Here is a 23,963-nt window from a genome sequence, read left to right on the forward strand (position 1 = left end):
GAGTGCCGACCGGCGTTCGAGGTGCCGTCAGGGCGAAGGATCCTGTGGTCGGCCGCGGACGACCCTGTCTGCGCGGTTCGGCACGGATGCCCGGCGTCGGCAGCTCGCGAGCCGCGTCGGCAACCGGAGGTGCCGATCACTGCTCGAGGTGCCGATCGGACGGGCAGCCTTCACCCACGGGCGGTGCGGCGGCACACCTCGTCCCACGGCGTGGGCTCGATGCCGAACCGCGCGCGTGCGGCCGAGTCGTCCAGGACGAAGGGGCGCTCCCACTGGTGGATCAGCTCGCGGATCTCGCGCAGCAGCGGGGAGGTGAGGCCCGCGAGCGCCAGACCCGGGCCGCGCAGCGAGCGCACCCGGACCGGCGGCAGCCCCACGCTCGCGAGGACGTCCGTGATCGCCTCGCGCTGCGTGCGGGGCGCGTTGCTCGGCGTGTGCCACGTGCGGCCGTGCGCCCCCGGGTCCTCCGCGGCCGCGACGAGCGTGCGCGCGGCGTCCTGCACGTCGGTGAAGGTGTGCGGGAGGTCGGTGCGTCCCATCATCGTCACGCTGCGTCCTCGCGCCGCCGCGGGCGCGACGCGCGAGACGTGGCCGTTGCTGCCCACGCCCGGCCCGACGAAGTCGGAGCTGCGGACCTCGACGGCACGCACCCGGCCGGCGCGGTGCGCGGCGAGCGCGTCCGACCACAGCCGGGCGCGCAGGACGCCCTTGCGGTCGGTCGCGGCGTCGGGCAGGTCCTCGGTCATGGGGACCTCGACGGGGCCGTACGGGTAGAGGTTGCCCGTGATCGCGTAGACCGCCCCGGTGCGCTCGGCCGCGGTGAGGAACGACGCGGCGAGCGGCGGCCACATACGTTCCCACTGCGTGTAGTCACCGGGGTTCGCGCAGTTGTAGAGGACGTCGACGCCGTCCGCCGCGCGGCTCAGCGCGTCGGCGTCGGAGGCGTCGAGGGCGAGGTGGGTCACGCCGTCGACGCCCGTGTCGCGCCCGCTGCGGGTGACGACGGTGACGTGCGACCCGCGCGCCGCGAGGAGCGCGGCGACGTGGCGTCCGACGGGTCCGGCGCCGACGACGAGGTGCCGGTCGGTGGAGGGGGTGGTGGACATGGCGGTCTCCTGTTCCGAGAGCGGTGCTCTCACTTCGAGGAGGATGGCATGCGGGAGCGATCTGAGCAAGAGCACCGCTCTCGTTTGTGCGCAGCGCTCTTGTCTGCCACGCTCGAACCGTGACCGCACCCCGGACCGCCCGTGCGCTGGCGCGCGAGACCCTGACTCGGGAGATCGTCGCCGCAGCCCGCGCGCGTCTCGTCGACGAGGGGCCCGCGGCCCTGTCGTTGCGCGCCGTCGCCCGCGACGTCGGCATGGTCTCGTCCGCCGTCTACCGCTACTTCCCGAGCCGCGACGCGCTCCTCACCGCGCTCCTCGTCGAGTGCTACGACGAGCTCGGGGCCGCGGTCGAGGCCGCCGAGGCCGCCGTCGCGCGCGACGACCTCCCCGGGCGCTGGCTCGCGGCGTGCCGCGCGGTGCGGGACTGGTGCGTGGCGCGCCCGGGCGACTTCGCGCTGCTCTACGGGACGCCCGTGCCCGGGTACGCCGCGCCCCCGGACACGGTCGAGCCGGCGACGCGCGTCGTGCGGATCCTCGTGCGAATGGTCGGGGAGGCCTGGGCCGCCGGCGGGCGGCCCACCCCGGCGCCGCCCGGGACCGGGGACGCGACGGCGCTCGTCGCGGGAGCACGCGAGTACGTCACGGCGCGGGCGCTCGTCGGGCCGGACGTCCCGACCGAGGCCGTCGTCCGTACCCTCGTCGCCTGGACGACGCTCTTCGGCACGGTCTCCTTCGAGCTGTTCGGCCACCTGCACCGGTCGGTGGACGACTACGCGCGGTGGTTCGACGCCGTGGCGGTGCGCGCCGGCACCGACGCCGGCATCGGGGCCGGGGCGTGTGGGGGTATCGATGCGACGAGTGCGCGGCGTGGCCGGTAGCCTGGGGGTTCTGATCCCTACGAGCACGAACGAGGTCCACGTGCCCACCGGCAAGGTCAAGTGGTTCGACACCGAACGCGGGTTCGGCTTCATCGCCAACGACGACGGCGGCGAGGTCTTCCTGCACGCCTCCGCGCTGCCCGCGGACGCTGCGGCACCCAAGCCCGGCGCCCGGGTCGACTTCGGTGTCGCCGACGGCCGCCGTGGCCCGCAGGCGCTCGCGGTCAAGCTCCTCGACCCGGCCCCGTCGGTCGTCAAGGCGAAGCGTCGCTCGGCCGACGAGATGGCGATCATCGTCGAGGACCTCATCAAGGAGCTCGACGGGATCGGCAACGGCCTGCGCCGCGGTCGTTACCCGGAGAAGGCCAAGGCCACGAAGGTCGCCGCGGTGCTGCGCGCGGTCGCGGACGAGATCGAGGCCTGACGATGGTCGCCGTCGCAGCAGCCGAGGAGCGCGTGCGCGGGGTGTCAGCGCGCGCGGCGCGCGACGCCGTGCTCACCGGGGCGGTCGAGATCGCCCGGGCCGCGGCCGAGCAGGTCGCCGAGAACCCGCAGGACGTCGGCGAGCACCTCGGCACGATCGCCGAGGCGGAGCGGCTCATCTCGCACCGCTTCGCGTGCACGATGCGCGGCTACCGCGGCTGGCACTGGACCGTCACGCTCGCGCGCGTGCCGCGCGGTCGTGCCGCGACCGTGTGCGAGGTCGAGCTCCTGCCCGGCGACGGCGCGCTGCTCGCCCCGTCGTGGCTGCCGTGGTCGGAGCGGCTGCGCCCGGGCGACGTCGGCCCCGGCGACGTGCTCCCGTTCCGCCCCGACGACCCGCGCCTCGAGCCCGGGTACGTCGCGACGGGCGACGAGGAGCAGGACGCCGTCGCGATCGACGAGCTCGCGCTCGCCCGCGCGCGCGTCCTGTCGCCGCAGGGTCGTGACGAGGCCGCCGAGCGCTGGTACCGCGGCTCGCGCGGCCCGACCGCGCGCGGTGCCGTCGCGTCCGCCGCGGAGTGCGGCTCCTGCGGGTTCCTCGTGCCGCTCCAGGGCAGCCTCGGCCAGGTGTTCGGCGTGTGCGCCAACGCGTGGTCGCCCGACGACGGCAAGGTCGTGAGCCTCGACCACGGGTGCGGCGCGCACTCCGAGACCGACGTCGAGCCCCAGCGGAGCGAGTGGCCCGACGCCGACCCCCTCGTCGACGAGCTCCACGTCGAGATCGTCTCGCTGCTCGAGTCGGCGGCCTCGGAGGCTCCGGCCGTCCCGGACGCCGCCACCGCCGAGTCTCCTGCCGTCGCGGAGACCTCCACCACCCCGGACGCCCCTGCCGAGGGGTCCTCGTCGGCCGACCCGGAGGCATGACGGACGACGTCTTCGGGACGGCCGCGCTGCGCCGCGCGGTCCTGGAGGCGTGGCGCTCGTCCCCGACCCGGCTGCGCGAGGACGCCAACACCGAGGAGGACCACGCCCACGGCTCCTACCGTGGCCGCGTCGTCGTCGAGCTCGCCCAGAACGCGGCCGACGCCGCGGCCAGGGCCGGGGTCCCGGGGCGTCTGCGGCTGAGCCTGCTCGCGCCGTCGGGCGCGGGGCAACCCTGGGTGCTGCGGGCCGCGAACACCGGCGCCCCGCTCGACGCCCGCGGCGTCGCGTCGCTCGTGGCGATGCGCGCCTCCGCGACCGGCGAGGCCCGCGGTCGGCCGCTCGGCCGGCCCGGCGCGCACTCTCCCGTCGGGCGGTTCGGCGTCGGGTTCGCCGCGGTCCGGTCCGTCGCGGACGAGGTGCGCGTCGGGTCCGGCGACCGTGCCGTCGAGCTCTCGCTCGCGCGGACGCGAGCGGTGCTCGCGGACGCCGTCCTCGACCGCCCCGAGCGTGCCGCGGAGGTGGCCCGTCGCGGCGACCGGGTCCCCGTGCTGCGGCTGCCCTTCCCCGCGCACGTCGACGTCCCACGGGGCTACGACACCGTCGTCGAGCTCGAGCTGCGCGACGGCGCCGCGCTCGACGCGGTCCGGACACAGCTCGCCGAGGTCGGCGACGCGCTCCTCCTCGCGCTGCCCGCGCTCGCCGAGGTCGTCGTGGCGGACGGCGCGGACGAGCCGGCCGGTGAGGCGACGGGCGGGCGCCGCATCGCGGACGTCGCCGAGCGCTGGACCGTGGTCCGGCGTGACGGTCCGATCGACCCGGGACTGCTCGCGGACCGCCCGGTCGAGGAGCGGACCGCCGCGCGGTGGGCCGTGACGTGGGCGCTGCCGCACGACCCGGCCGTGCGGACCGCCGTGCTGCACGCCCCGACGCCGACCGACGAGCGGCTCACGTTCCCCGCGCTGCTGCTCGCGACCTTCCCTCTCGACCCGTCCCGCCGGCACGTCCCGCCCGGACCGCTCACCGAGCACGTCGCCCGGCAGGCGGGCGCCGCGTACGCGGACCTCCTCGCCGCTCTCGCGCCGGCGCGTGGCGCGGAGGTCCTCGGCCTCGTCCCCACGGGCCTCCCGGCGAGCGGGGTCGACGCCTCCGTCCGCTCGGCGGCCGAGGCGGCGCTGCGCCGCACGCTGCTCCTCCCGCTCGATGCGTCCCTCGACGCGGCCCCGGACGCCCTTCTCGACACCCCGGACGCCGCCGCCGGCGACGGCGCCGAGGCGCACGGGTCGCGCCTCGTCGCGCCCACCGACGCGCGGCTCCTCACCGGGGACGTGGGGGACGCGCGCGTGCGCTCGGCGCTCGGCGTCGCGCACCTGGTGGACGTCCCGGCGCCGTTGCGCACGGTCGCGCGGTCCCTCGGGGCGCAGATCCTCGACCTGGCCGACGTCGTGGACGACTTGCCGCTCGTCGACGACCCGGGCCGGTGGCGCGACCTCTACGACGCGCTCGCGCCGCACGCGCACGACCGCACGGTGCTCGAGGCGCTCGGGGCCGTGCCCGTCCCGCTCGCAGGAGGCCGGGTCGTCCGCGGCGCGCGCGGGCTGCTCCTGCTCGACACCGATGCCCTGGACGCGCACGACGCCGCGGCCCTGGGCCTGCGCGTGGTCGACCCGCGCGCCGCGCACCCGCTGCTCGAGCGGCTCGGCGCGCGCACGACCGACCTGCGGGGCGTGCTCCGCGACGACGCGCTGCGGGAGCGCGTCCTCGCCGCGGCCGACGACGCCGATCCCGACCCGCCGGACCGCGACCTCGCCCGCCCCGAGGAACCGGCCGGCGGCGACGTCGACCGCCTCCTCGGTCTCGTCCGGGCGGCGGTGCGCGAGGCGGGCGGCCCGGCCCGCGACCTGGACCTGCCGTTCTGGTGGGGCGAGCTGCCCGTCCCGACGGCGGACGGCGGGTCCGCGCCCGCGCGCGGCTGCGTGCTGCCCGGGTCGTGGGCCGCGACCGTGCTCGACGACCTCGACCTCGTGGCGCCCGAGGCGCTCGAGCGCTGGGGCGAGGACGTGCTGCGGGCGGTGGGCGCCGTCGTCGGCCCGGTGGTGCACCGGGTGCGGGACGTGCTCACGCCGGCGTCCGCGGACCCCGACGACCCGGGTCCCACGCTCGAGCCGCACGCGCCCGAGTCCTGGCTCTCGGACTGGTCGGGCTACCTCGCGCACCTCGCGGCCGTGCTCGGCCCGGAGACGTACGTGGGCGACCTGCTCGCGGTCGCGGACCTGGACGCCGTCGCGGACGACGCGTGGCCCGACGCGCTCGCCCGCCTCGCCGCGGACCCGGACGCGCGCGCCGCGCTGCTCGCACCGGTGCGCGGCGGGTCCGGCGCGCGCGGGCGCGACGCGCGCTCGTACGCCGCGTGGTGGCTGCGCGAGGAGCTCGGCGGCCCGTTCGCGGTCGGGGACGTCGCGTTCGTGCGTCCGGCACCCCCCGAGGTGGCGGGCCTCGACGACGAGGTGCTCACCGCGCTCGGTGGGGTGCGCGCGCTCGACGAGCTCGACCCGGACGACTGGGTCGACGTGCTCGAGGCGCTGCCTGACGTCGGGGAGCCCGTCGCCGCGAGGGAAGCCCTCGCGCTGTGGCGCGCGCTCGCCGTGCTCGCGGAGCGCAGGGAACGCCTCGACCCGGCGCCGGACCGCGTGCCGGCGCTGCGCGGGGAGGCCGTGGTCGTCGCGGCCGCAGGGGACGTCGTCGTCGGTCCGGACCCGATGTGGACGCCCCTGAGCGCGGTCGTGCCGTCCCCGGCCGGGCTCGTCGACGACGTCGCGGAGCTCCTCGACGTCGCCGCGGTCCCCGAGCGGGTGCCCGCGCCGGACGCGCCGGGCACCGTGGAGACCGTGCCCGCACCGGCCCGGACCGTGTCCGCGGACGTCCCGGCGTCCTGGGAGCGTCACGCCGACCTGACCGTGGCCGGCGCACGGGTCCCGTGGTGGGTGCAGGGCTCAGGCCCGGGGGCGGTCGTCCATGCGACCGGTACCCGTGCGCTCGCCCGGGCGCTCGCCGTCGCGGCGGGACGCTACGGGCTGCGGCACGTGCTCGAGGAGGTGCTGCTCGACCCGGACCGCGCCGAGCACGCGGTCGCGGCGACCGTCTGGGACGACGCTCAGTCGTCGGAGGCGCCGCCGCGGTAGCCGTCGCGGTGCCGGCGCTCCCACACGAGGCCGAGGACGCCGAGGACGAGCCCCGCGCCGCACGTCGCGACGGCGCGTACCCCCAGCGCGCCGGTCGCGAGCAGGACGGCGCTCACGACGAGCGCAGCCGCCCACAGGGCCATGCCGACGAGGATCGTCACACGCAGATCGACCCGCAGCGGCGCCGGGTCGGGGCGTCGGCGGTCGGGGTGGAGCAGGAGCGTGACGAACGAGGGCACGAGCGCATCGTAGCCGTGCCCGGCCGTATTTTCACCCGGTCGCCTCTGTCCCGGGAGCGTCCGGCGCGACATCCTTTCCTGATGTGAGCACAGCGACGATCGCGCGGCGACGGCACGGCGGCATCCAGCCGGCGCAGTGCGCGCCCACCCCGGGGCAGGGCCCCGCAGGCACACGGTCGGTGCTCGACGCAACGATGGCGGCGGTCCGGTTGCACGCGGTCCGTGCATCCCGGACGGAACGCTTTTCCTGGACGTCCGTCCAGATTGATTCGTCGTCGAGACGAGCCTCCAGCATCCGCGAGATCGTGCGGGTCTGCGCCGTCTCTGCCCCCTCTCGGCGCAGGTCTTCTCACCCGGGTGAATACCGGAGAAAAATCGGTCGAGGCCACGTTCACGAACCTAGGATGGGTCGCCATGCAGGGTGTTGATCCGGCCGGAGGTGGACGCGTGTCCCAGAGCGTCAGAGAGGACGAGAAGCGCGGCCTGCGCACCCTTCTCGTCACCTCCCCGGCGGCGCGCGTCAGGGCGGCGCGGGCGGCGTTCACCGCCCGAGGGTGGGAGGTCGCGTACCGCCGTCGGCTCCTCGTCACCGACACCGCCGTGATCGTCGTCGCGGTCCTCGTCGCGTACTTCCTGCGCTGGGACCGGTTCGTCTCCGAACCGGTGCGGAGCGACGTCCGGGTGCCGTACGTCGTGCTCAGCCTCGCCGTCGGCTTCGCCTGGCTGCTCTCGCTCGTCGCGAGCCGCACGCGCGACCCGCGCGTCATGGGCAGCGGCCCGACCGAGTACCACCGCGTGTTCGACGCCTCGTGGCGGCTCTTCGCGATCCTCGCGGTGCTCGCCTTCCTGCTGCGCTTCCCGGAGGCGCGCGGCTACCTCGCGTTCGCCTTCCCGCTCGGGCTCGGCGGGCTGCTCCTCGGCCGCTACGTGTGGCGGCAGTGGTTGCACCGCCAGCGGGCGCAGGGCCGGATGCGGTCGGCCGTGCTCGCGATCGGGCACCGCGACCAGGCCGAGCGCCTCATCCGCGATCTCAACGGGCGCGACGAGTCGGGCTACCGGGTGGTGGGCGTCTGCGTCCCGTCGGGTGCCGTCGACACGGGGGAGGAGATCCGCGGCGTGCCGATCCTGGGCGAGCTGCGGCACGCCGGGGAGGTCGCGACCAAGGTCGGCGCGGACGTCGTCGCCGTCTCCGGCTCGGACGCGATCACGGCCGAGGTCGTGCGCCGGCTCGGCTGGGAGCTCGAGCCCTACGGAGTGGACCTCATGCTCACCGCAGAGCTCGCCGACGTCGCCGGCCCGCGCATCACCATCACCCCGGCCGAGAGCGTCTCGCTGCTGCACGTGGACGCTCCGCGCTTCACCGGGCCGAAGTTCGTCGTGAAGTCGGTCGTCGACTGGGCCGGGGCCGCGCTGGTCACGCTGGCCGCGCTGCCCGTGCTCCTCGTCGTCGCCCTGGCGGTGCGGCTCACCAGCCGCGGGCCGGTGTTCTTCCGGCAGGAGCGGGTCGGCCGCGACGGCAAGACCTTCCCCATGTTCAAGTTCCGCTCGATGCGCGTCGGGGCCGACCGCGAGGTCGAGCACCTGATCGAGCAGAGCGACGGCGCAGGCCCGCTGTTCAAGCTGCGCGACGACCCGCGCGTCACGCGCATCGGTCGCATCCTGCGCAAGTACTCGCTCGACGAGCTCCCGCAGCTGCTCAACGTGCTGCGTGGCGACATGAGCCTCGTCGGCCCTCGGCCGCCGCTGCCCAGCGAGGTCCAGAAGTACGAGAAGAAGGTGCATCGGCGGCTCCTGGTCAAGCCGGGTCTCACGGGACTGTGGCAGGTGGGCGGCCGGTCGGACCTGTCCTGGGAGGAGGGCGTCCGCCTCGACGTCTACTACGTCGAGAACTGGACGATGTTCGGCGACTTCCTCATCCTCGCGCGCACCGCGCGCGCGGTGTTCTCCGGCTCCGGGGCCTACTGAGGCCCGGGGCGATCCAGGTCGGGCGGAGGTGGTGCACCGTGCGGGTCTCGGTCTCGGGATGCGGACGCCGCGGCGTCCTGCACGCGGCGTGCCTCGCGGCGACGGGGCACGAGGTCGTGGTGCACGACACGGACGCCCGCGCCCTCGACGCGCTCCGCGCCGGTCTGGCCGGGACGGCTGAACCCCGGCTCCACCGGCTCCTCGCGCTCGCGCTCGTGAGCCGTCGCCTGCGCATCACGCCCGACCGGACGGCGATCGCCGGCGCGCGCGTGCACGTCCTGTGCGTCGGCGCGGGCACCGCGCCGGACCCCGACGGCGTCTCGCGCGTGGCCGCGCTGCGGGACGCCCTCGACGACATGGCCCCGCACCTCGGCCCGGGGGACCTCGTCGTCGGGCGCGCCCGCGTCCCGGCGGGGACGGCCGCGTGGCTCGCCGCCGGTCTCGCGGCCGACGGCGTGCGGGCGACCGTCGTGTGGGTGCCCGACGAGCACCGTCCGGGTCATGCCGTCGTCGACCTGCTGCGTCCGCAGCGGCTCGTGTACGGGGTGCCGGACGGCCCCCAGGGGGAGCGCGCGGTCCCGATCCTCGACGCGCTGCACGCCGTCCAGCTCTCCTCGGGCGCGGCCCGGGACGTCACCGACCTCGCGACGGCGGAGCTGCTCGGGCACGGCGACGGCACCTCCCGGGAGCACGGCCCCGTGGGTGCGACCGTGGCGTCGAGCACACCCGTCGCCGCGCTCGCGGCCGTGGGCGCCGCCTGACGTGGGACGACGCTCCTCCGGGCCGATGCGTGACCGTGTCCCGGGTGTTACCGCGCGGTCACAGGGTTCTGGCAGCATTCTCCTCATGTCCACCCCCACCTCCGTCCACGAGGACGAGCAGGCGCCCCCGCCTGCCACCGGAGCGCTCGACCGCTTCTTCAAGATCACCGAGCGCGGCTCCACGATCGGCACCGAGGTCCGCGGCGGCCTCGTGACCTTCTTCGCGATGGCGTACATCGTCGTGCTGAACCCGCTCATCATCGGGACCGTCCAGGACGGCACCGGCCAGTTCCTCGGCGGGGGCGACGAGCCCAACTTCGGCATGATCGCGGCCGCGACGGCGCTCGTCGCGGGCGTCATGACGATCGCCATGGGCGTGTTCGCCAACTTCCCGCTCGGCCTGGCCGCAGGCCTCGGCCTCAACGCGGTGGTGGCGTACTCGATCGCGTCGCTCGAGGGCGTGACGTGGGCGGACGCGATGGGGCTCGTCGTGATCGAGGGCCTCATCATCCTCGTGCTCGTCCTCACCGGGTTCCGCGAGGCGGTGTTCCGGGCGGTCCCCGTCGAGCTCAAGACGGCGATCAGCGTGGGCATCGGCCTGTTCATCGCGCTCATCGGCCTCGTCAACGCCGGCTTCGTCACCGCGGGCAGCGGCACGCTGCTCGCGCTCGGCAACCTCGGCACGTGGCCGATGCTCGTGTTCGTCGTGGGGCTCGTCCTGACGATCGTGCTGTGGGTGCGCAAGGTCAAGGGCGCGCTGCTCGTCGCGATCCTCACGGCGACGGCGCTCGCCGTCGTCCTGGAGAACACGCTGCACATCGGCGCGAAGGCGCCCGACGGTTCGAACCCCAACGGCTTCAACCTCAACGCCCCGACGTTCGACGGCGTCGTCCAGGTCCCCGACTTCGGCCTGCTCGGCCAGTTCTCGCTCCTGGGCTCGTTCGAGAACATCGCCACGGTCACCGTGATCCTGCTGGTGTTCTCGCTCCTGCTCGCCGACTTCTTCGACACGATGGGCACGATGGTCGCCGTCGGCGCCGAGGCGAAGCTGCTCGACGCGGACGGCACCCCGCCCCGCACCCGGGCGATCCTCGTCGTCGACTCGGTCGCCGCCGCCGCCGGTGGTCTCGGGTCCGTGTCGTCGAACACGAGCTACGTCGAGTCCACGACCGGCGTCGGCGAAGGAGCACGCACCGGGCTCGCCTCGGTCGTCACGGGCGTCGCGTTCCTGCTCGCGACGTTCCTCTCGCCCCTCGTCGCGCTCGTGCCCTACGAGGCCGCCGCACCGGCGCTGGTGTTCGTCGGGTTCCTCATGATGACGCAGATCGCCGGAATCTCCTGGAAGAACGTCGAGATCGCCATCCCGGCGTTCCTCACGATCATTGTCATGCCCTTCACCTACTCGATCGCGGACGGCATCGGCGCGGGCTTCCTCGCGTTCGTCGTCGTCAAGCTCGCGCTCGGCAAGGTGCGCGCGATCCACCCGCTCATGTGGGTCGCGTCGGCGATGTTCGTCGTGTACTTCCTGCTCGGCCCGATCCGGGAGGCCCTGGGTCTGTAGGCCCTGCCCATGACGAGCGCGGCGGACGGGCGAGCGGGGGAGGTGTCGGTGACCGACGCCGCCCCCGCCGCCCGTCCTTCTGCTTTCTACCGGCTCGAGAACACGGTCCAGGCGTACGACTGGGGATCGACGACCGCGATCCAGGAGCTCCTCGGGCTGGAGCCCGACGGGCGCCCGGCCGCCGAGCTGTGGATGGGCGCGCACCCGCTCGCGCCGTCGCGCGTCGTGCCCGACGACGGCGCGCGCCCCGGCGAGTCGGTGCGCCCGGGTGGAGGTCCGGCGTCCGACCTCACACTGGCGGACCTCGTGCGCGCCGACCCCGTGGCGGTCCTCGGCCAGCGCGTCCTCGACACGTACGGGCCGCGACTGCCCTTCCTGCTCAAGGTCCTCGCGGCCGACCGCGCGCTGTCGCTGCAGGTCCATCCGCACCCCCACCTCGCGCGCGCCGGGTTCAACCGGGAGAACCGTGAGGGCGTGCCGCGCGACTCGCCGCTGCGCAGCTTCCACGACGACCAGCACAAGCCCGAGATGGTCGTCGCGGTCTCCCGCTTCGAAGGACTGTCCGGGTTCCGGCGGCCGGCCCGCATCCTCGAGCTCCTCGACGGCCTGGACGGCGCGCTCGTCGCGCGCATGCGCGCCGCGCTCCTCGCGCGACCGACCGAGGCGGGCGTGCGCGCGGCGTTCACGCTCGCGCTGCACGCGCGCGCCGAGCCCGACGTCGCGGCGGACCTCGAGTGCACCGTCGCCTCGGTCCGGGCGCGGGCGCGGGCGCGGGCGGGGGGCTTCGTCGCGGACGTCACCGCGGCGGCGGGCACCGGCGCGCGAGGGCGGACGTCGCGGCGTGCCGACGCGACCGTGCTCGCGCTCGCGGAGCAGCACCCGGGCGACCCGGGCGCCGTCGTCTCGCTCATGCTCAACCGCGTGACGCTCAAACCGGGCGAGTCGATGTTCGTCCCGTCCGGGCACGTGCACGCCTACCTCTCGGGGTGCGCGGTCGAAGTCATGGCGAGCTCGGACAACGTGCTCCGTGCGGGCCTCACCAGCAAGCGCGTCGACGTCGACGCGCTGCTCGAGTGCGCGACGTGCACGCCGGGTCCGGCGGCCCGCCCGCGGGTCGTCGACGACGGGTCCGGCCTCGTCACCTACCGCCCGCCCGTGGCGGAGTTCGCGCTCACCGCGGGCCCCGTGCGCGGCTCGACGGTCCGGCTGCCGGACGCCGGCCCACGCGTCGTCCTGTGCCTCGCCGGGGAGATCGGCGTCGCGGACGGGGCGGACGGCGAGCAGCGGCTGGCGCGCGGCGAGTCGGTGTTCGTGCCGCACGCGGCCGGGCCGCTGACAGTGCGCGGCGACGGGCACGTGGTCGTGGCGTACGTGCCCTGACATCCGTGGATAGAAACCATCCACGACGGAGGTCGACGTGTATGGTTTTTATCCATGGGAACCACGTTGGAGGTACTGCCTGCCACCTTCACCACAAAGCGTGCGCGCGAGCTCGGCGTTCATCCCCGCGACCTGTATCGCTGGCGTGACGAGGGCGAGGTCATCCAGCTGTCACGAGCCGTCTACCGGAGAGCAGATGCACCCGAGGCGACCTACCCGGACCTGCTGGCCGTGGCCTATCGGGCGCCACGGGCGATCGTGTGCTGTGTGACCGCCGCTGCGGTCCATGACCTGACCGACGAGCTGGAGCGGACAGTACAGATCGCTGTCTCAGCGGCGCACAACGCGGTGCGCATCGCGTTCCCTCCGACGACGGTGTTCCGATTCGATCCGGACATGTTCGAGCTCGGGCTCGACGAGGTCGAGGCGGCACCAGGTGAAAGCGTCCGGATCTACGATCCGGGCCGCACCGTCGTCGACCTGATGCGCCTGCGGGGTCGGTTCGGCGAACCGGTGGCGCACGCGGCTCTCAACCGCTACCTCGCTTCACCGGGTGCGCGCCCGGCGCTCCTGCTCGAGTACGCCAAGGCGCTGGACGTGTTCGGGCCCGTGCGAACCGCCATTGACGTGGTGAGCGCGCGATGAACCGCCCGCGCCGCGACTCGGCATCCGGTCAGGCCTACCTCGACCTACAGAACCGGGCCCGCAGAGAGGGCCGACGCACGCAGGACTTGCTGACCATGTACGTCGTCGAGAGGTGGCTGGCCCGGCTCTCGCGCTCGCCGCATGCAGAGGACTTCGTGCTCAAGGGCGGCATGCTGCTCGCTGCTTTCGGTAGACGTCGGCCCACTGTCGACGCAGATGCACTGGCGCGCAACATTGCTGCCGACGAGCAGACGGTCGCCGCACGCGTGGCTGAGATCGCGGCGATCGACGGTTCCGACGACGGCGTGGAGTTTCTACCGAACACGATGAGGACTGCGGTCATCCGGGATGACGCGCTCTACTCGGGCGTGCGCGTCACGATGGATGCCGGGCTCGGGACCGCGCGGCTCAAGCTGAAGCTGGACATCAACTTCGGCGACCCGGTGACGCCCGATCCCCAGATGGTGGAGCTTCCCGCCCTACGCCTGGGTGGAGATCCGGTGCGCATCCTCGGGTATCCGATCGAGACGGTGCTCGCCGAGAAGATCTCGACGGCGCTCGACCTTGGGGCAGCTAGCACCAGGGTGCGCGACTGGGCCGACATCTACTCGCTCATCCACACCCACGACTTGACGGCCTCTTCCGTCCGCGCGGCGCTCGACGCGACCGCAGAGTTCCGAGGCGTCGCACTGCGCCCGCTCTCCGAGACAGTGGGAGACCTCGTGGCGCTGCGCGCAGCGACCTTTGCCGCTTTTCGCCGCAACCTCGGCCCGGACGGAGGTCACCTTCCGTCTGAGTTTGTGACTGTCGTCGACGCAGTCGTCGCGTTCGCGGATCCTGTCCTGGGATCGGCGCCCGATGGTCGGCGCTGGATCGCGGCAGAACGCCGCTGGGAGCGCTGAGTCAGCTCTGCCAGGTCCAGCCTCCGGTCCAGTCCTCGACATTGACGTTGATCGTCTCAGTTGTGCCGTCTGTGTACTCCGCGTCGCAGACGAAGAATGAACCGACGGGCGCGATAGCCGGGTCAGGGCACGTCACCTCGGCGCCTGGGAGCTCGTAGTCGTCCGCTAGGTCGGCTTCGATCTCGTCCGCGACGTACTCCGCGTCATACTCGACTCCACCGAGGAAAGCGATGAGCGGGGACATCGCGAGGGACGCGACGCACGTGATTGCCCAGACGGAGGGGATCCACCACGTCTGCCTGGTCCGCATCGTGCGCTGGACGAGGTAGGCGGGGACAAGGATCGCTGCGCCGAACCACATACCCGCGCTCACACGCACTCCCGCGCGGCGTACGTTCGCGACGTCCCACATGCAGAGCAGCCAGTAGACGAAGGCGAGGCTGAAGATGACGCCTGCCGAGGTGTTGGAGACACCGGACTGGAGCGCGACGATCGAGACGAGGAGCCACAGGATCGGAGTCAGAGCCGACACCCATGCCGCGATGTTGTCGACTCGTGGCTGTGCCGAGGTGGGCGGCATCCAGGCCGTGGAGCCCTGCGTCGGCGTGTAGCTCCACTCCGTCTGCGGTGCCGACGCCGCACCGTGGACCGTCTCGTACGGGTTGTACGCCATCTGCCGAGGTGCTGCTCCGGAGTCGTCGACGACGAACACCCAACCGGCGGGGGCTGGTGGCAACGACGGATCTGGAACCCAGCCGTAGGGCGGGAGCCAGCCGACTGGTGGCTGCGGCGACCCGGGTGGCGGGTTGAAGCGCATGGCGGCCGCTCTCTTTGTGTCGTGCTGGCGGCGCCTCGTAGCGCTGCGGCACATACAACCAGACCGCGGCATCGACGAGTGACCCGGGCCGGGTGAAATGTCGGTTCCCGCGGTGCCTTCGTCGCTGGGACGGTTCCACCGCAGGACCGGCACGGCGGTACCATGTGCCCGGCCGGTCCGCGACCTGAGCGACGGCATTGGACCTGAGCGAGACGGTGACAGTGGCAGCACGCGGGGGCTCTGGCCTCGACGAGGCACGCAGGGCCCTCTGGCACCTCCGGCGTGGCGGTTTGTCCCAGTTCCGTACGTACCTTCGGCGACGCCGGATCCAGCGGCCGGCCGGGGCGCACGGCGCGATCCGCTCGGAGGACGGCGTGACCTTCGAGCCGTGGGTCCCGTCCGAGCGGGCGGTGGCGCGCCCGGCGCTGCGTGTCGGCGTGATTCTCGACGACTTCTCCCGCCATGCGTTCGGGTTCGAGTGGGACCAGGTGGCCCTGACGCCGCAGTCGTGGCGTGCCGACCTCGACGCGTCGCGCGAGGGTGACCACCCGGGTCTCGATCTGCTCTTCGTCGAGTCGGCCTGGAACGGCAACGCGGGGGCCTGGCAGTACCACCTCACGGGGACGTCAGCACCACGGCCCGCGTTCGTCGAGCTCGTCGAAGCATGCCGGGAGCGCGGCGTGCCCACGGTGTTCTGGAACAAGGAGGACCCGGCGCACTTCGAGGACTTCCTCGACACCGCGGCGCTGTTCGACCACGTGTACACGACCGACGTCGGACGCGTGGAGGCCTACCGCGAGCGGCTCGGGCACGAGCGCGTGGGCGTGCTCGCCTTCGGCGCGCAGCCGGCGATCCACAACCCGGTGCGTGCGCACGGGGACGGGCCGAGCGGCGACGTCGCGTTCGGCGGCATGTACTTCGCGCACAAGTACCCGGAGCGTCGGGCGCAGATGGACCTGCTGCTCGGCGCGGCCGTCGACGTCTCGCCACGCATGGAGCACGGGCTCGAGATCTTCTCGCGGTTCCAGGGCGGGGACGAGAAGTACCAGTTCCCGGAGCCGCTCGGGTCGCGCATCGTCGGGTCGCTCGACTACGACCGGATGCTCACCGCGTACCGCGAGTACAAGGTGTTCCTCAACGTGAACTCGGTGGTCGACTCGCCGAGCATGTGCGCGCGCCGGGTCTTCGAGATCACCGCGTGCGGCACGCCCGTGGTGACGACGCCGAGCGCGGCGATCGGCGAGTTCTTCCCGCCCGACGAGGTCTTCGTCGTGGGGGAGCGGGACGAGGCCGCGAACACCATCCGTGCGCTCGTGCGCTCGCGCGAGCTGCGCGACCGTGCCACGCATCGCGGGCAGCGGCGCATCTGGCGCGAGCACACGTACGGCGCGCGCGTGCAGCGCGTGCTGCACGAGGTCGGGCTGGCCGAGTCGGCGACGGTGCGTCGCCCGGGTGTGAGCGCTCTCGTGTCGACGAACCGGCCCGGTCAGCTCGACCACGTGCTGCGGACCGTGGGCGCGCAGCGCGACGTCGAGGTGCAGCTCGCGCTCCTCACGCACGGGTTCGACGTCGACGAGGCGGACGTGCGGCTGCGCGCCAAGGCGGCCGGTGTCGACGACCTCGTGCTCCTCTCGGCCGCTCAGGACGTGCCGCTGGGAGAGTGCCTCAACCGCCTCGTCGCGGCCTCCGACGGCGACGTCGTCGCGAAGATGGACGACGACGACCTGTACGGCGAGCACTATCTGTCCGACCAGCTCGACGTGATGGCGTACTCCGGCGCCGAAGTGGTGGGCAAGCAGGCGCACTACATGCACGTGGAATCGCTCGACGCGACCGTGCTGCGGTTCGCCGAACGTGAGCACCGTTACACGGACTTCGTCATGGGCCCGACGATCGTCGCTCGTCGGGACCTGACGGAGCGGGTGAAATTCGCCGCCGTGGCACGCGGAGAGGACACCGAGTTCCTACGATCAGCGGTGGCCGTCGGGGCGCGCGTGTTCTCTGCCGACCGCTTCAACTTCGTCCAGGTGCGCTCCGGCGGGGCGCACACCTGGGACGTCACCGACGCCGAGCTGCTCGCGAGCGGTGACGTGCAGTTCTACGGGCGTGCAGACGCGCACGTCCTCGTCTGAGGGGAATCATGACCAGCACCACAGTGTGCGTCGTCGGGCTCGGCTACATCGGGCTCCCGACGGCGGCGATCCTCGCGTCCAACGGCGTGAACGTCATCGGCGTGGACATCAACGAGCGCACGGTGGAGGCCGTAAACCGGGGTGACGTGCCCTTCGTGGAGCCGGATCTGGCGACGTACGTCGCCGGTGCGGTGACCCAGGGAACCCTCCGGGCGACAATGAAGCCGGAGCCGGCCGACGCCTTCATCGTGGCGGTCCCGACGCCGTTCACCGACGGGCACAAGCCTGACCTGTCCTACATCCAGGCCGCGGCCGAGGCGATCGCACCGCATCTCGCTGCGGACGCCCTCGTGATCCTCGAGTCGACTTCGCCGCCGCAGGCGACGCAGCAGATGGCGGACTGGATCCTCGCCGCCCGCCCGGACCTCTCCCTCGACGGCTCTGAGGGTCGGGCCGTGATCCACGTGGCGCACTGCCCCGAGCGCGTGCTGCCGGGTCGCGTGATGATCGAGCTTGTCACGAACGACCGCATCGTCGGCGGTTTGACGACCGGCGCCGCAGAGCGGGCCAAGGACCTCTACCAGGTCTTCTGCCAGGGCGAGATCCTCCTCACCGACGCGGTCACCGCCGAGATGGCGAAGCTCGTCGAGAACTCGTACCGCGACGTCAACATCGCGTTCGCCAACGAGCTGTCGCTCATCACCGCCGACCTCGGGATCGACGTGTGGGAGCTCATCCGGCTCGCCAACCACCACCCGCGCGTGAACATCCTGCAGCCCGGCCCGGGCGTGGGTGGGCACTGTATCGCCGTCGACCCGTGGTTCATCGTCGACGCGGCGCCCGAGCGGGCACAGCTCATTCGGACGGCGCGCGAGGTCAACGACCTGAAACCACGCTTCGTCGCCGAACAGATCTCGAGGCGCGCCCCCGCGAAAACGAGCGTCGTGCTGCTGGGTTTGACCTACAAGCCCGATATCGATGACACGCGAGAGTCACCCGCGATAGAGGTCACGAAAACTCTCGCGCTGAGCAGGCCAGACCTCACCATTTACGTTGTGGATCACCACGTGACGATCTTGCCGCAGCCCCTGGACCTTCTTCCCAATGTGAGCCTCGCGTCGCTGTCGGCTCTGGACGTTTCCGACGCCCGGATCTACGTGCTCGTCGCGCACCAAGAGTTCGCCACCATCGAGGGCACGATCGACCTCAACTTCGCGGCATGAAAAACCTGAACGGAAATCAGAGAATGAACGACGTCGTCATCGTGGGCCAGGGGTACGTCGGCCTGCCGCTTGCGCTTGCCGCTTCTCGAGGGGGACATCGGGTCACTGGCCTGGAACGCAGTGTGGAAACTGTGCAGACACTCATGTCCGGAAGGTCCCACATCGACGACGTGACCGACGCTGACCTGGCAGAAGCGTTGAAGGCCGGGTACTCCTGCACCGACAGAGAAGAGGCGCTGCTGAGCGCCGACGTCGTCGTCATCTGCGTGCCCACGCCGCTCTCCGCCGACGGAGGTCCCGACCTCAGTGCGGTGGAGAGTGCCGTCCGGTCGATCGCGAGAAACCCGCGGCCTGGGCGGACGGTGATCCTTGAGTCGACCACATACCCGGGAACAACCGAAGAAGTACTTCTTCCGATCCTTGAGTCGGACGGGCAGCAGCACGGTGAGGACTTCTATCTCGCGTTCTCACCCGAGCGGGTAGACCCGGGGAACGAGAAGTACGGCATCGTCAACACTCCGAAGCTCGTCGGTGGACTCACCCCCGCCGCCACCAGGGCAGCGGCAGAGTTCTACTCCAGTTTCGTCGACACCGTAGTCACCATGCGTGGTGCGCGCGAAGCGGAGATGGCGAAGCTCCTGGAAAACACGTACAGGCACGTGAACATTGCTCTCGTGAACGAGATGGCGAAATTCTCGCACGACCTCGGAATCGACATCTGGGACGTGATCAATGGCGCGGCCACGAAGCCGTTCGGCTACCAGGCCTTTTGGCCGGGCCCGGGCGTCGGCGGGCACTGCATCCCCATCGACCCGAACTACCTGAGCCACCAGATTAGGACGAAGCTCGGGTACAGCTTCCGCTTCGTCGAACTTGCCCAGGAGATCAACAACACGATGCCGGAGTATGTTGTCCGGCGTGCGCAAGACCTTCTCAACCGGTCAGCGATCGCGCTGAACGGGGCGAAGATCTTGCTCGTCGGTGTGACGTACAAGGCCGACATTGCTGACCAGCGCGAGAGTCCGATCAAGCCGCTCGCCGAGGGACTCGCCTCTTTGGGCGCGGAGCTGCGCTACTTCGATCCGTTGGTGCCCGACTGGCATCTCGGCGATCGTTCCCTGTCCTCAGAGACCGATCTCGTCGCTGCATGCAAAGGAGCTGATCTGACTATCGTCTTGCAGGCTCACAAGGCGGTGGACTTCGATACGGTCTCGCGCCACAGTCGGCGTGTTCTCGATACCAGGGGAGTTGTCAGGGGGCGCGATGTCGAACGGATCTAGAGCCCGACGTCGCTTGCGAGAGCTCGCTTCGCGCATGACCATGGAGGCGAGGCGAGGCACGCTCGCAGTCTACGACTGCGTGATCTCGACACCAGCCCGCCGTTTTAGCATCTCGTTGGAGACTCTACTTCCGGTCGAGCAAGAGAAATCCTGCGTCGTGACGGTGATTGGTTTGGATTCTCTAGGAGAGGTGGTTCCGGTGGCGCCGGGAAGCTGGCCCCGCTCCGAGAGCCTCGGGTCTCCCTACGTCTACCTCGGAGGTTCGGTGCCCGAGACGTGGACGAGGCTACGGGAGCTGACCTTCACCAACGAGGTCTCTGAACTACGTCTCCAGGTCGGTAGGTGGCGTCTCGACCACGACGTGCCGGCACGTGCGCTCGGCCTCTGCCTCGTGGAGGCGAGAGACTCTCGGTGGGCGTCAGACTCGATCGTCGTTCCCAACTCTGAAGCAGGGGTCGTGGATGGAACCGCTTGAGATCAGCGTCGTCATCGGCTTCAAGGACTGGGGCTCGGAGAGGCTGCTCGTATCGATCAGGTCAATCTCGGAGGCCCTAGCGGGACTCACCGGTGAAGTGATCGTCTCGGACTACGGTTCCGTCGACGGTGGCGCCCTGCGTTCGGCGGTCGAGGCGGCGGGCGCCCGGTACGTCTACACGCAAACCGATGGAAAATGGTCCAGGTCGCGTGCGCTCAACGCGGGGTTCGCTGTGAGCAGGGGGAGAATCCTCGTCTCGACGGACGCTGACATGCTCTTCTCGCCTCAGACCTTCATGCGTCTGATGGCTGAGTTTGCCGACAACTCTCGTCAAGCTTTCATTCTCCAGTGCCGCGACCTTCCAGAGGGCTATGGTTCCGACAGGTTCCGTACCGGGGACGTGGATTGGGAGGAGCTCGGTCGCCTTGCGCTCCTGCGCCCCAGGTGGGGAATGGGCGGCATGATGGCCGTCTCGAGAGAGGTGTATCGGAGCGTTCGCGGTTTTGACGAACGGATGGAGATCTACGGCGGGGAGGACATCGACTTCGCCAATCGGGTTCGTCGAGTCGGCGTCAGGCTCCGATGGCTCGATCACCCTGCGGCTCGGATGTACCACATGTGGCACCCGCCGTCGCGTGCTGAAGCTGACAGCACGGAGGCCGGCCGGCTTGCGGTCGACCGCAACCGACGCATCGTGCTCGATGACACGTCCGTGATGCGTAACTTGCCGAGATGGCAGTTTCCCCTGAACGACATGGGAGACGCACCCCTGGTCTCCGTCGTCATCTGTACACGCAATCGAGCTCGCTTCCTCGCCGAGAGTATCCACTCAGTCCTTGCCCAGACCGTGACAGAGATCGAAGTAGTCGTCGTCGATGACGGTTCTACGGACAACACTCGGGAGACTGTCGAGGGCATTGCTGACGGGCGTGTCCGATATTTCGTCAATCCCGGGAGCGGTATCCCGACAGCTCGGAACTTTGCAGCAACCGTGTCGCGCGGCCGGTACACAGCCATTCACGATGACGACGACATCATGCTGCCCCAGGCGCTTGAGCACATGCTGGGCGCAATCGCCGTGTGCGGCAGCTCGGCGGCCGTCGGGTCGTACGGCGGATGGATCAATTTCTCTGACGGCGACGGCGCGATGCAGGGGGAACCTGGCGCGGAGTTCTCGCTAGCAGCGCTCGTCTACAAGGGTCGGGTACTCACTCACGGCGCGCTCATGCTTGAAACACGCGTGATCAAGGAGGTCGGCTACGACACCTCCCTTCGCACGGGTTCCGACTTCAATCTCCTTGTCCGAGTCGCTCGCTCTGGGTATGGCCTGGTGCATACCGGCCATTACCAGATGCTCCGGAGGCTGCATCCGCACCAGGTCACGCAAACAGATGCGGCAGTGCAGAAGGCATCTGCGCGCAGCACCGTGTCGATGCTGGAGTCGACCGCGGGTCCTGGGTCAGCAACAGCGATGAGGAATGCTGCCAGAGCCATCGACTACAAGGCGCTCAGTCGCGATCCGGAGCAGTTGGCCGCGTGGTTCGGGCGCTACCTTCCCGACCACTTGACCGAACGCACGGCCGTCGGCTTCCGCATGCGGGTTCCCGGTGAGGAAGAGCGCACTACCCGTTGCTGCGAGTTCGAGTTCACGGCGGTGCGCTTCCACGGGTCGCAGTACGAGGTGGCCGTGGCAACGGCGCCAACCTGGTCGGGCATCGCGCATCTTCGCGGACATTGCGATCGAGTAGCGGTCCTGCCAGGTGCACGGACGCGCCGGCAGCTTCCGCTTTTGATCACGGAACTGATGCTGGAGGTTGAGGCGACCAAGGACGTGGGAGCGTGGACGCTTGCAGAACTGCCGGATGCTCACCGGCGTGCCACGTCCGGCGAGCGCTCCGTTCTTGAGTGGAACGGTGCCGGCACGACGGTCCGTGTCGCCGTGGACGGCCACGCCACTCTCGCAGAGGCGCGCGACCATGCTGAGGCGGGAGCGCGGGCGGGACTCGCAGTTCGAATTGTCAGCGAGGAGAAGGGGGCGAGCGATCAATGAGGTTCCGGGTTCAGTCGGACGGCAGCGGCACGCACGCTCTGCTATCAGCAGTCCCCGGTGAGTACGACGGCTTCCCGGCTCCCAGCGAACTGCTGGTGGACTCAGGGCCCCAGTATCTGTCAGCGGACCGCGTGGCAGTCGGGGCGGCACTCATCTTCAGTCCTTGGATCAGCGGCGAGGTGCAATTCGAGTCGGCGGTGTCGCCGCTCGTCGCTTCATCGATTCGCGATTATCTCGGCATGGACGACCTGGCCGTGGGGCCGGTTGAGTTGTCTCCGCGCGCGTTGCCCCCCGGTTCGCGAACTGCGCACATTTCGGTGGACGCGTGGCGGCGAGCCGTCTGGTCGACGGGCGAGATCGGCTTTTCCTCGATCGGCATGCACGTGTCGGCTGGTGCGTTGCGCTCCGCCAGTTCTCTTGCTGTCGTCTCCAATGCCGGCCTGCTCGCAGGCGGGAGGCCCGAGGCGAGAGCTTTTGAGGCGCACCTTGGCCTGGCCGTGCTGTACTCGGAGGATCTTGGCGTGGCATATCTTGCGATGGGGGGAATCCCCTCTGAAGCGCGCACGGTACTCCCTGCGGTCCGGGCGCTGCTCTCCAGCACCCGGCTCGGTCTCCTGCACGAGGGGCCGTAGGGAGAGATGGCGCCATCAGCCCGGGGCTCGTCCGGTCAGGTCTCGACAGGTCAGGTGGAGAACGCTCGTCTACTGCCGTGCGAGCGGAACGGCCCGCACGGGGAGTATGTCGGAGGGGTGTACGGTGCGGACGCGGTGCCGGTCGATCTTGCTTGGAGGCGCACCGATCGCACTGACCCGGCCGTGCACGCGCCATCGCTCTCTGCGCCAGCCCTGCATCGTACGGTTGGGGGGTTCGAGCAGGGCGGGTACGGCGCATACCTTGACGAAGCGGTCTTCGGTGGCTTCGTCTTCGCTGGTTGGGGCCACGTTCTCACGGAGTCTCTCGGCACTGCGTGGGCCTCGAGCAACGTGCCGCCCGAGATGCCCGTTCTCTACATGCCCTGGGGACGTGTGTGGCTACCGACCTTGCGCCCGACAATGGACCTGCTCAAGTCTGCGTGGGAGGGGCGCAATCTCGTCGTTCTGCACACCGAGACGATGGTGGGGCGGCTGCACGTCCCGCAGAACCACATGCGCCTCGACCTGATCATGGACCACCACGCTTCCATTGATAGCGCCATGAGCATCGTGTACGAACGCATCGCGACTGCCTTGATCCCTGAAGGCAGCGCGGTTCCCGCAGACGTTCTCGTGCTTCGGCGTGGTGCAACTCACCGACGCCGATGGCCCGAGGAAGAAGAGTTTTATGCTCTTTGCGAGAGAGAAGGGTGGCAAGTCTATGATCCGGCGGAGCACAGTCTTGCGGATCAGGCCCTGGCGTGCCGGTCCGCACGCGTCGTCATCGGTTTCTCGGGTTCGCAGCTCCATAACAGCGTGTTTGCCTCGTCGGCGACACGGGTGATCGAAGTCCTTGACGAGCGCGACCAGCAACGTCGTGCCGTCGGCTGCCGACTTCTGCAAGACGCCCTCGCCGCTCTGCGAGAGCAGTCGCACTCGGTGGTGCTCAGCATGGCCGACGCCGGTGTGCCGCGGAGCGTGAATGATGTCTTCTCTGAGGCTCGAGATCGGGTCCTCTGCATCTTGGGAACTGAGGAGTAGCATGCGGATCGGTGTGATTGGGACAAGCCGTGTCCACGAACCGCTCGAATGGGCAGGAGCGGGCGGGTTTCTCTCTCCGGTATTTCTTCGAGCTGGCTATTTCCACAGCCCGGGTCAGGTCGCGCAGCTGACGCAGGTCGCGTACCGAGAGCGCGAGTTGCCGCTGTCCGAGCGGCGGTACTTCTTCCGGCGCGACGGTCTTCGGCGCAACTAGTTCGATGAGCGTCTGTTCGAAGATCGGGCAGGCGCGGACGAGGATTGGCTTGGTTCGCTCGAGACACGTCTGCGCGCGGCAGAGGTTGTCCTCATCGAGATCTCGTCGCTGGAAGAGTTCGTCTTGGACGGGCTGA

At 70.8% G+C, this 23,963-nt stretch carries 19 protein-coding genes; 16 read left to right on the top strand and 3 right to left on the bottom strand.

Annotated features, from left to right (window positions below):
* Positions 1–170: 170 nt before the first annotated feature.
* Positions 171–1,106: an NAD-dependent epimerase/dehydratase family protein gene (locus tag AC4H2H_RS15755; RefSeq protein ID WP_494371763.1), complete on the bottom strand. Its 936-nt coding sequence runs from the start codon at positions 1,104–1,106 to the stop codon at positions 171–173.
* A 119-nt stretch (positions 1,107–1,225) separates the two neighbouring features.
* Here AC4H2H_RS15755 and AC4H2H_RS15760 point away from each other — a divergent pair, with 119 nt between their 5' ends.
* From AC4H2H_RS15760 to AC4H2H_RS15775, 4 genes are read left to right on the top strand one after another with little or no spacing between them, the layout of a single operon-like run.
* The gene (locus AC4H2H_RS15760; protein WP_494371764.1) at positions 1,226–1,984 is read left to right on the top strand and encodes a TetR/AcrR family transcriptional regulator; all 759 of its coding nucleotides are present in this window, start codon (positions 1,226–1,228) and stop codon (positions 1,982–1,984) included.
* A gap of 40 nt (positions 1,985–2,024) precedes the next feature.
* The gene (locus tag AC4H2H_RS15765) at positions 2,025–2,408 is read left to right on the top strand and encodes a cold-shock protein (protein ID WP_494371765.1); all 384 of its coding nucleotides are present in this window, start codon (positions 2,025–2,027) and stop codon (positions 2,406–2,408) included.
* 2 nt (positions 2,409–2,410) lie between these two features.
* Positions 2,411–3,331, top strand: coding sequence for a DUF3027 domain-containing protein (locus AC4H2H_RS15770; RefSeq protein ID WP_494371766.1), 921 nt, complete (start codon positions 2,411–2,413; stop codon positions 3,329–3,331).
* Positions 3,328–6,510: a sacsin N-terminal ATP-binding-like domain-containing protein gene (locus AC4H2H_RS15775; protein WP_494371767.1), complete on the top strand. Its 3,183-nt coding sequence runs from the start codon at positions 3,328–3,330 to the stop codon at positions 6,508–6,510. The genes AC4H2H_RS15770 and AC4H2H_RS15775 overlap by 4 nt, the downstream gene beginning before the upstream one ends.
* On the opposite strand, the gene AC4H2H_RS15780 is transcribed toward AC4H2H_RS15775, so the two are convergent.
* A complete protein-coding gene (locus AC4H2H_RS15780; RefSeq protein ID WP_494371768.1) occupies positions 6,483–6,749 on the bottom strand; it encodes a DUF2530 domain-containing protein in 267 nt (88 codons plus the stop codon). The genes AC4H2H_RS15775 and AC4H2H_RS15780 overlap by 28 nt on opposite strands.
* Before the next feature lie 447 nt (positions 6,750–7,196).
* On the opposite strand from AC4H2H_RS15780, the gene AC4H2H_RS15785 reads away from it, so the two are divergent.
* The 6 genes from AC4H2H_RS15785 to AC4H2H_RS15810 all read left to right on the top strand — a co-directional run bounded on the left by AC4H2H_RS15785 (position 7,197) and on the right by AC4H2H_RS15810 (position 13,963).
* The gene (locus AC4H2H_RS15785; protein WP_494371769.1) at positions 7,197–8,714 is read left to right on the top strand and encodes a sugar transferase; all 1,518 of its coding nucleotides are present in this window, start codon (positions 7,197–7,199) and stop codon (positions 8,712–8,714) included.
* Between the two features lie 38 nt (positions 8,715–8,752).
* Positions 8,753–9,475, top strand: coding sequence for a hypothetical protein (locus AC4H2H_RS15790; RefSeq protein WP_494371770.1), 723 nt, complete (start codon positions 8,753–8,755; stop codon positions 9,473–9,475).
* A gap of 85 nt (positions 9,476–9,560) precedes the next feature.
* Positions 9,561–11,036 carry an NCS2 family permease gene (locus AC4H2H_RS15795; RefSeq protein ID WP_494371771.1) on the top strand — a complete coding sequence of 492 codons (1,476 nt, stop codon included), beginning with the start codon at positions 9,561–9,563 and terminating at the stop codon, positions 11,034–11,036.
* 9 nt (positions 11,037–11,045) lie between these two features.
* Positions 11,046–12,416 (top strand): mannose-6-phosphate isomerase, class I, encoded by a 1,371-nt coding sequence (manA, locus tag AC4H2H_RS15800; protein ID WP_494371772.1) that lies wholly within the window; start codon positions 11,046–11,048, stop codon positions 12,414–12,416.
* Between the two features lie 54 nt (positions 12,417–12,470).
* On the top strand, positions 12,471–13,061 hold the full coding sequence (locus tag AC4H2H_RS15805) for a type IV toxin-antitoxin system AbiEi family antitoxin domain-containing protein (protein WP_494371773.1): 591 nt from the start codon (positions 12,471–12,473) through the stop codon (positions 13,059–13,061).
* Positions 13,058–13,963, top strand: a complete 906-nt coding sequence (locus AC4H2H_RS15810) for a nucleotidyl transferase AbiEii/AbiGii toxin family protein (RefSeq protein ID WP_494371774.1) — start codon at positions 13,058–13,060, stop codon at positions 13,961–13,963. Before AC4H2H_RS15805 ends, AC4H2H_RS15810 begins: the two co-directional genes overlap by 4 nt.
* A 1-nt stretch (position 13,964) precedes the next feature.
* Here AC4H2H_RS15810 and AC4H2H_RS15815 read toward each other — a convergent pair whose 3' ends face one another.
* Positions 13,965–14,675, bottom strand: coding sequence for a DUF4333 domain-containing protein (locus AC4H2H_RS15815; protein ID WP_494371775.1), 711 nt, complete (start codon positions 14,673–14,675; stop codon positions 13,965–13,967).
* A 479-nt stretch (positions 14,676–15,154) separates the two neighbouring features.
* On the opposite strand from AC4H2H_RS15815, the gene AC4H2H_RS15820 reads away from it, so the two are divergent.
* The 6 genes from AC4H2H_RS15820 to AC4H2H_RS15845 all read left to right on the top strand — a co-directional run bounded on the left by AC4H2H_RS15820 (position 15,155) and on the right by AC4H2H_RS15845 (position 23,613).
* Positions 15,155–16,912 (top strand): glycosyltransferase family protein, encoded by a 1,758-nt coding sequence (locus AC4H2H_RS15820; protein WP_494371776.1) that lies wholly within the window; start codon positions 15,155–15,157, stop codon positions 16,910–16,912.
* Positions 16,913–16,920: 8 nt separating this feature from the next.
* Entirely contained in the window at positions 16,921–18,135 is a 1,215-nt protein-coding gene (gene wecC / locus AC4H2H_RS15825; protein WP_494371777.1) for a UDP-N-acetyl-D-mannosamine dehydrogenase, read from the top strand.
* The gene (locus AC4H2H_RS15830; protein ID WP_494371778.1) at positions 18,132–19,415 is read left to right on the top strand and encodes a nucleotide sugar dehydrogenase; all 1,284 of its coding nucleotides are present in this window, start codon (positions 18,132–18,134) and stop codon (positions 19,413–19,415) included. Before wecC ends, AC4H2H_RS15830 begins: the two co-directional genes overlap by 4 nt.
* A 461-nt stretch (positions 19,416–19,876) precedes the next feature.
* Positions 19,877–21,940, top strand: coding sequence for a glycosyltransferase family 2 protein (locus AC4H2H_RS15835; RefSeq protein WP_494371779.1), 2,064 nt, complete (start codon positions 19,877–19,879; stop codon positions 21,938–21,940).
* On the top strand, positions 21,937–22,572 hold the full coding sequence (locus tag AC4H2H_RS15840; RefSeq protein WP_494371780.1) for a hypothetical protein: 636 nt from the start codon (positions 21,937–21,939) through the stop codon (positions 22,570–22,572). Before AC4H2H_RS15835 ends, AC4H2H_RS15840 begins: the two co-directional genes overlap by 4 nt.
* A gap of 6 nt (positions 22,573–22,578) precedes the next feature.
* Complete coding sequence (locus AC4H2H_RS15845; protein ID WP_494371781.1) at positions 22,579–23,613, top strand: glycosyltransferase 61 family protein; 1,035 nt, start codon at positions 22,579–22,581, stop codon at positions 23,611–23,613.
* Positions 23,614–23,963 lie beyond the last annotated feature (350 nt).

The organism is Cellulosimicrobium sp. BMG9.22 (assembly GCF_059159975.1).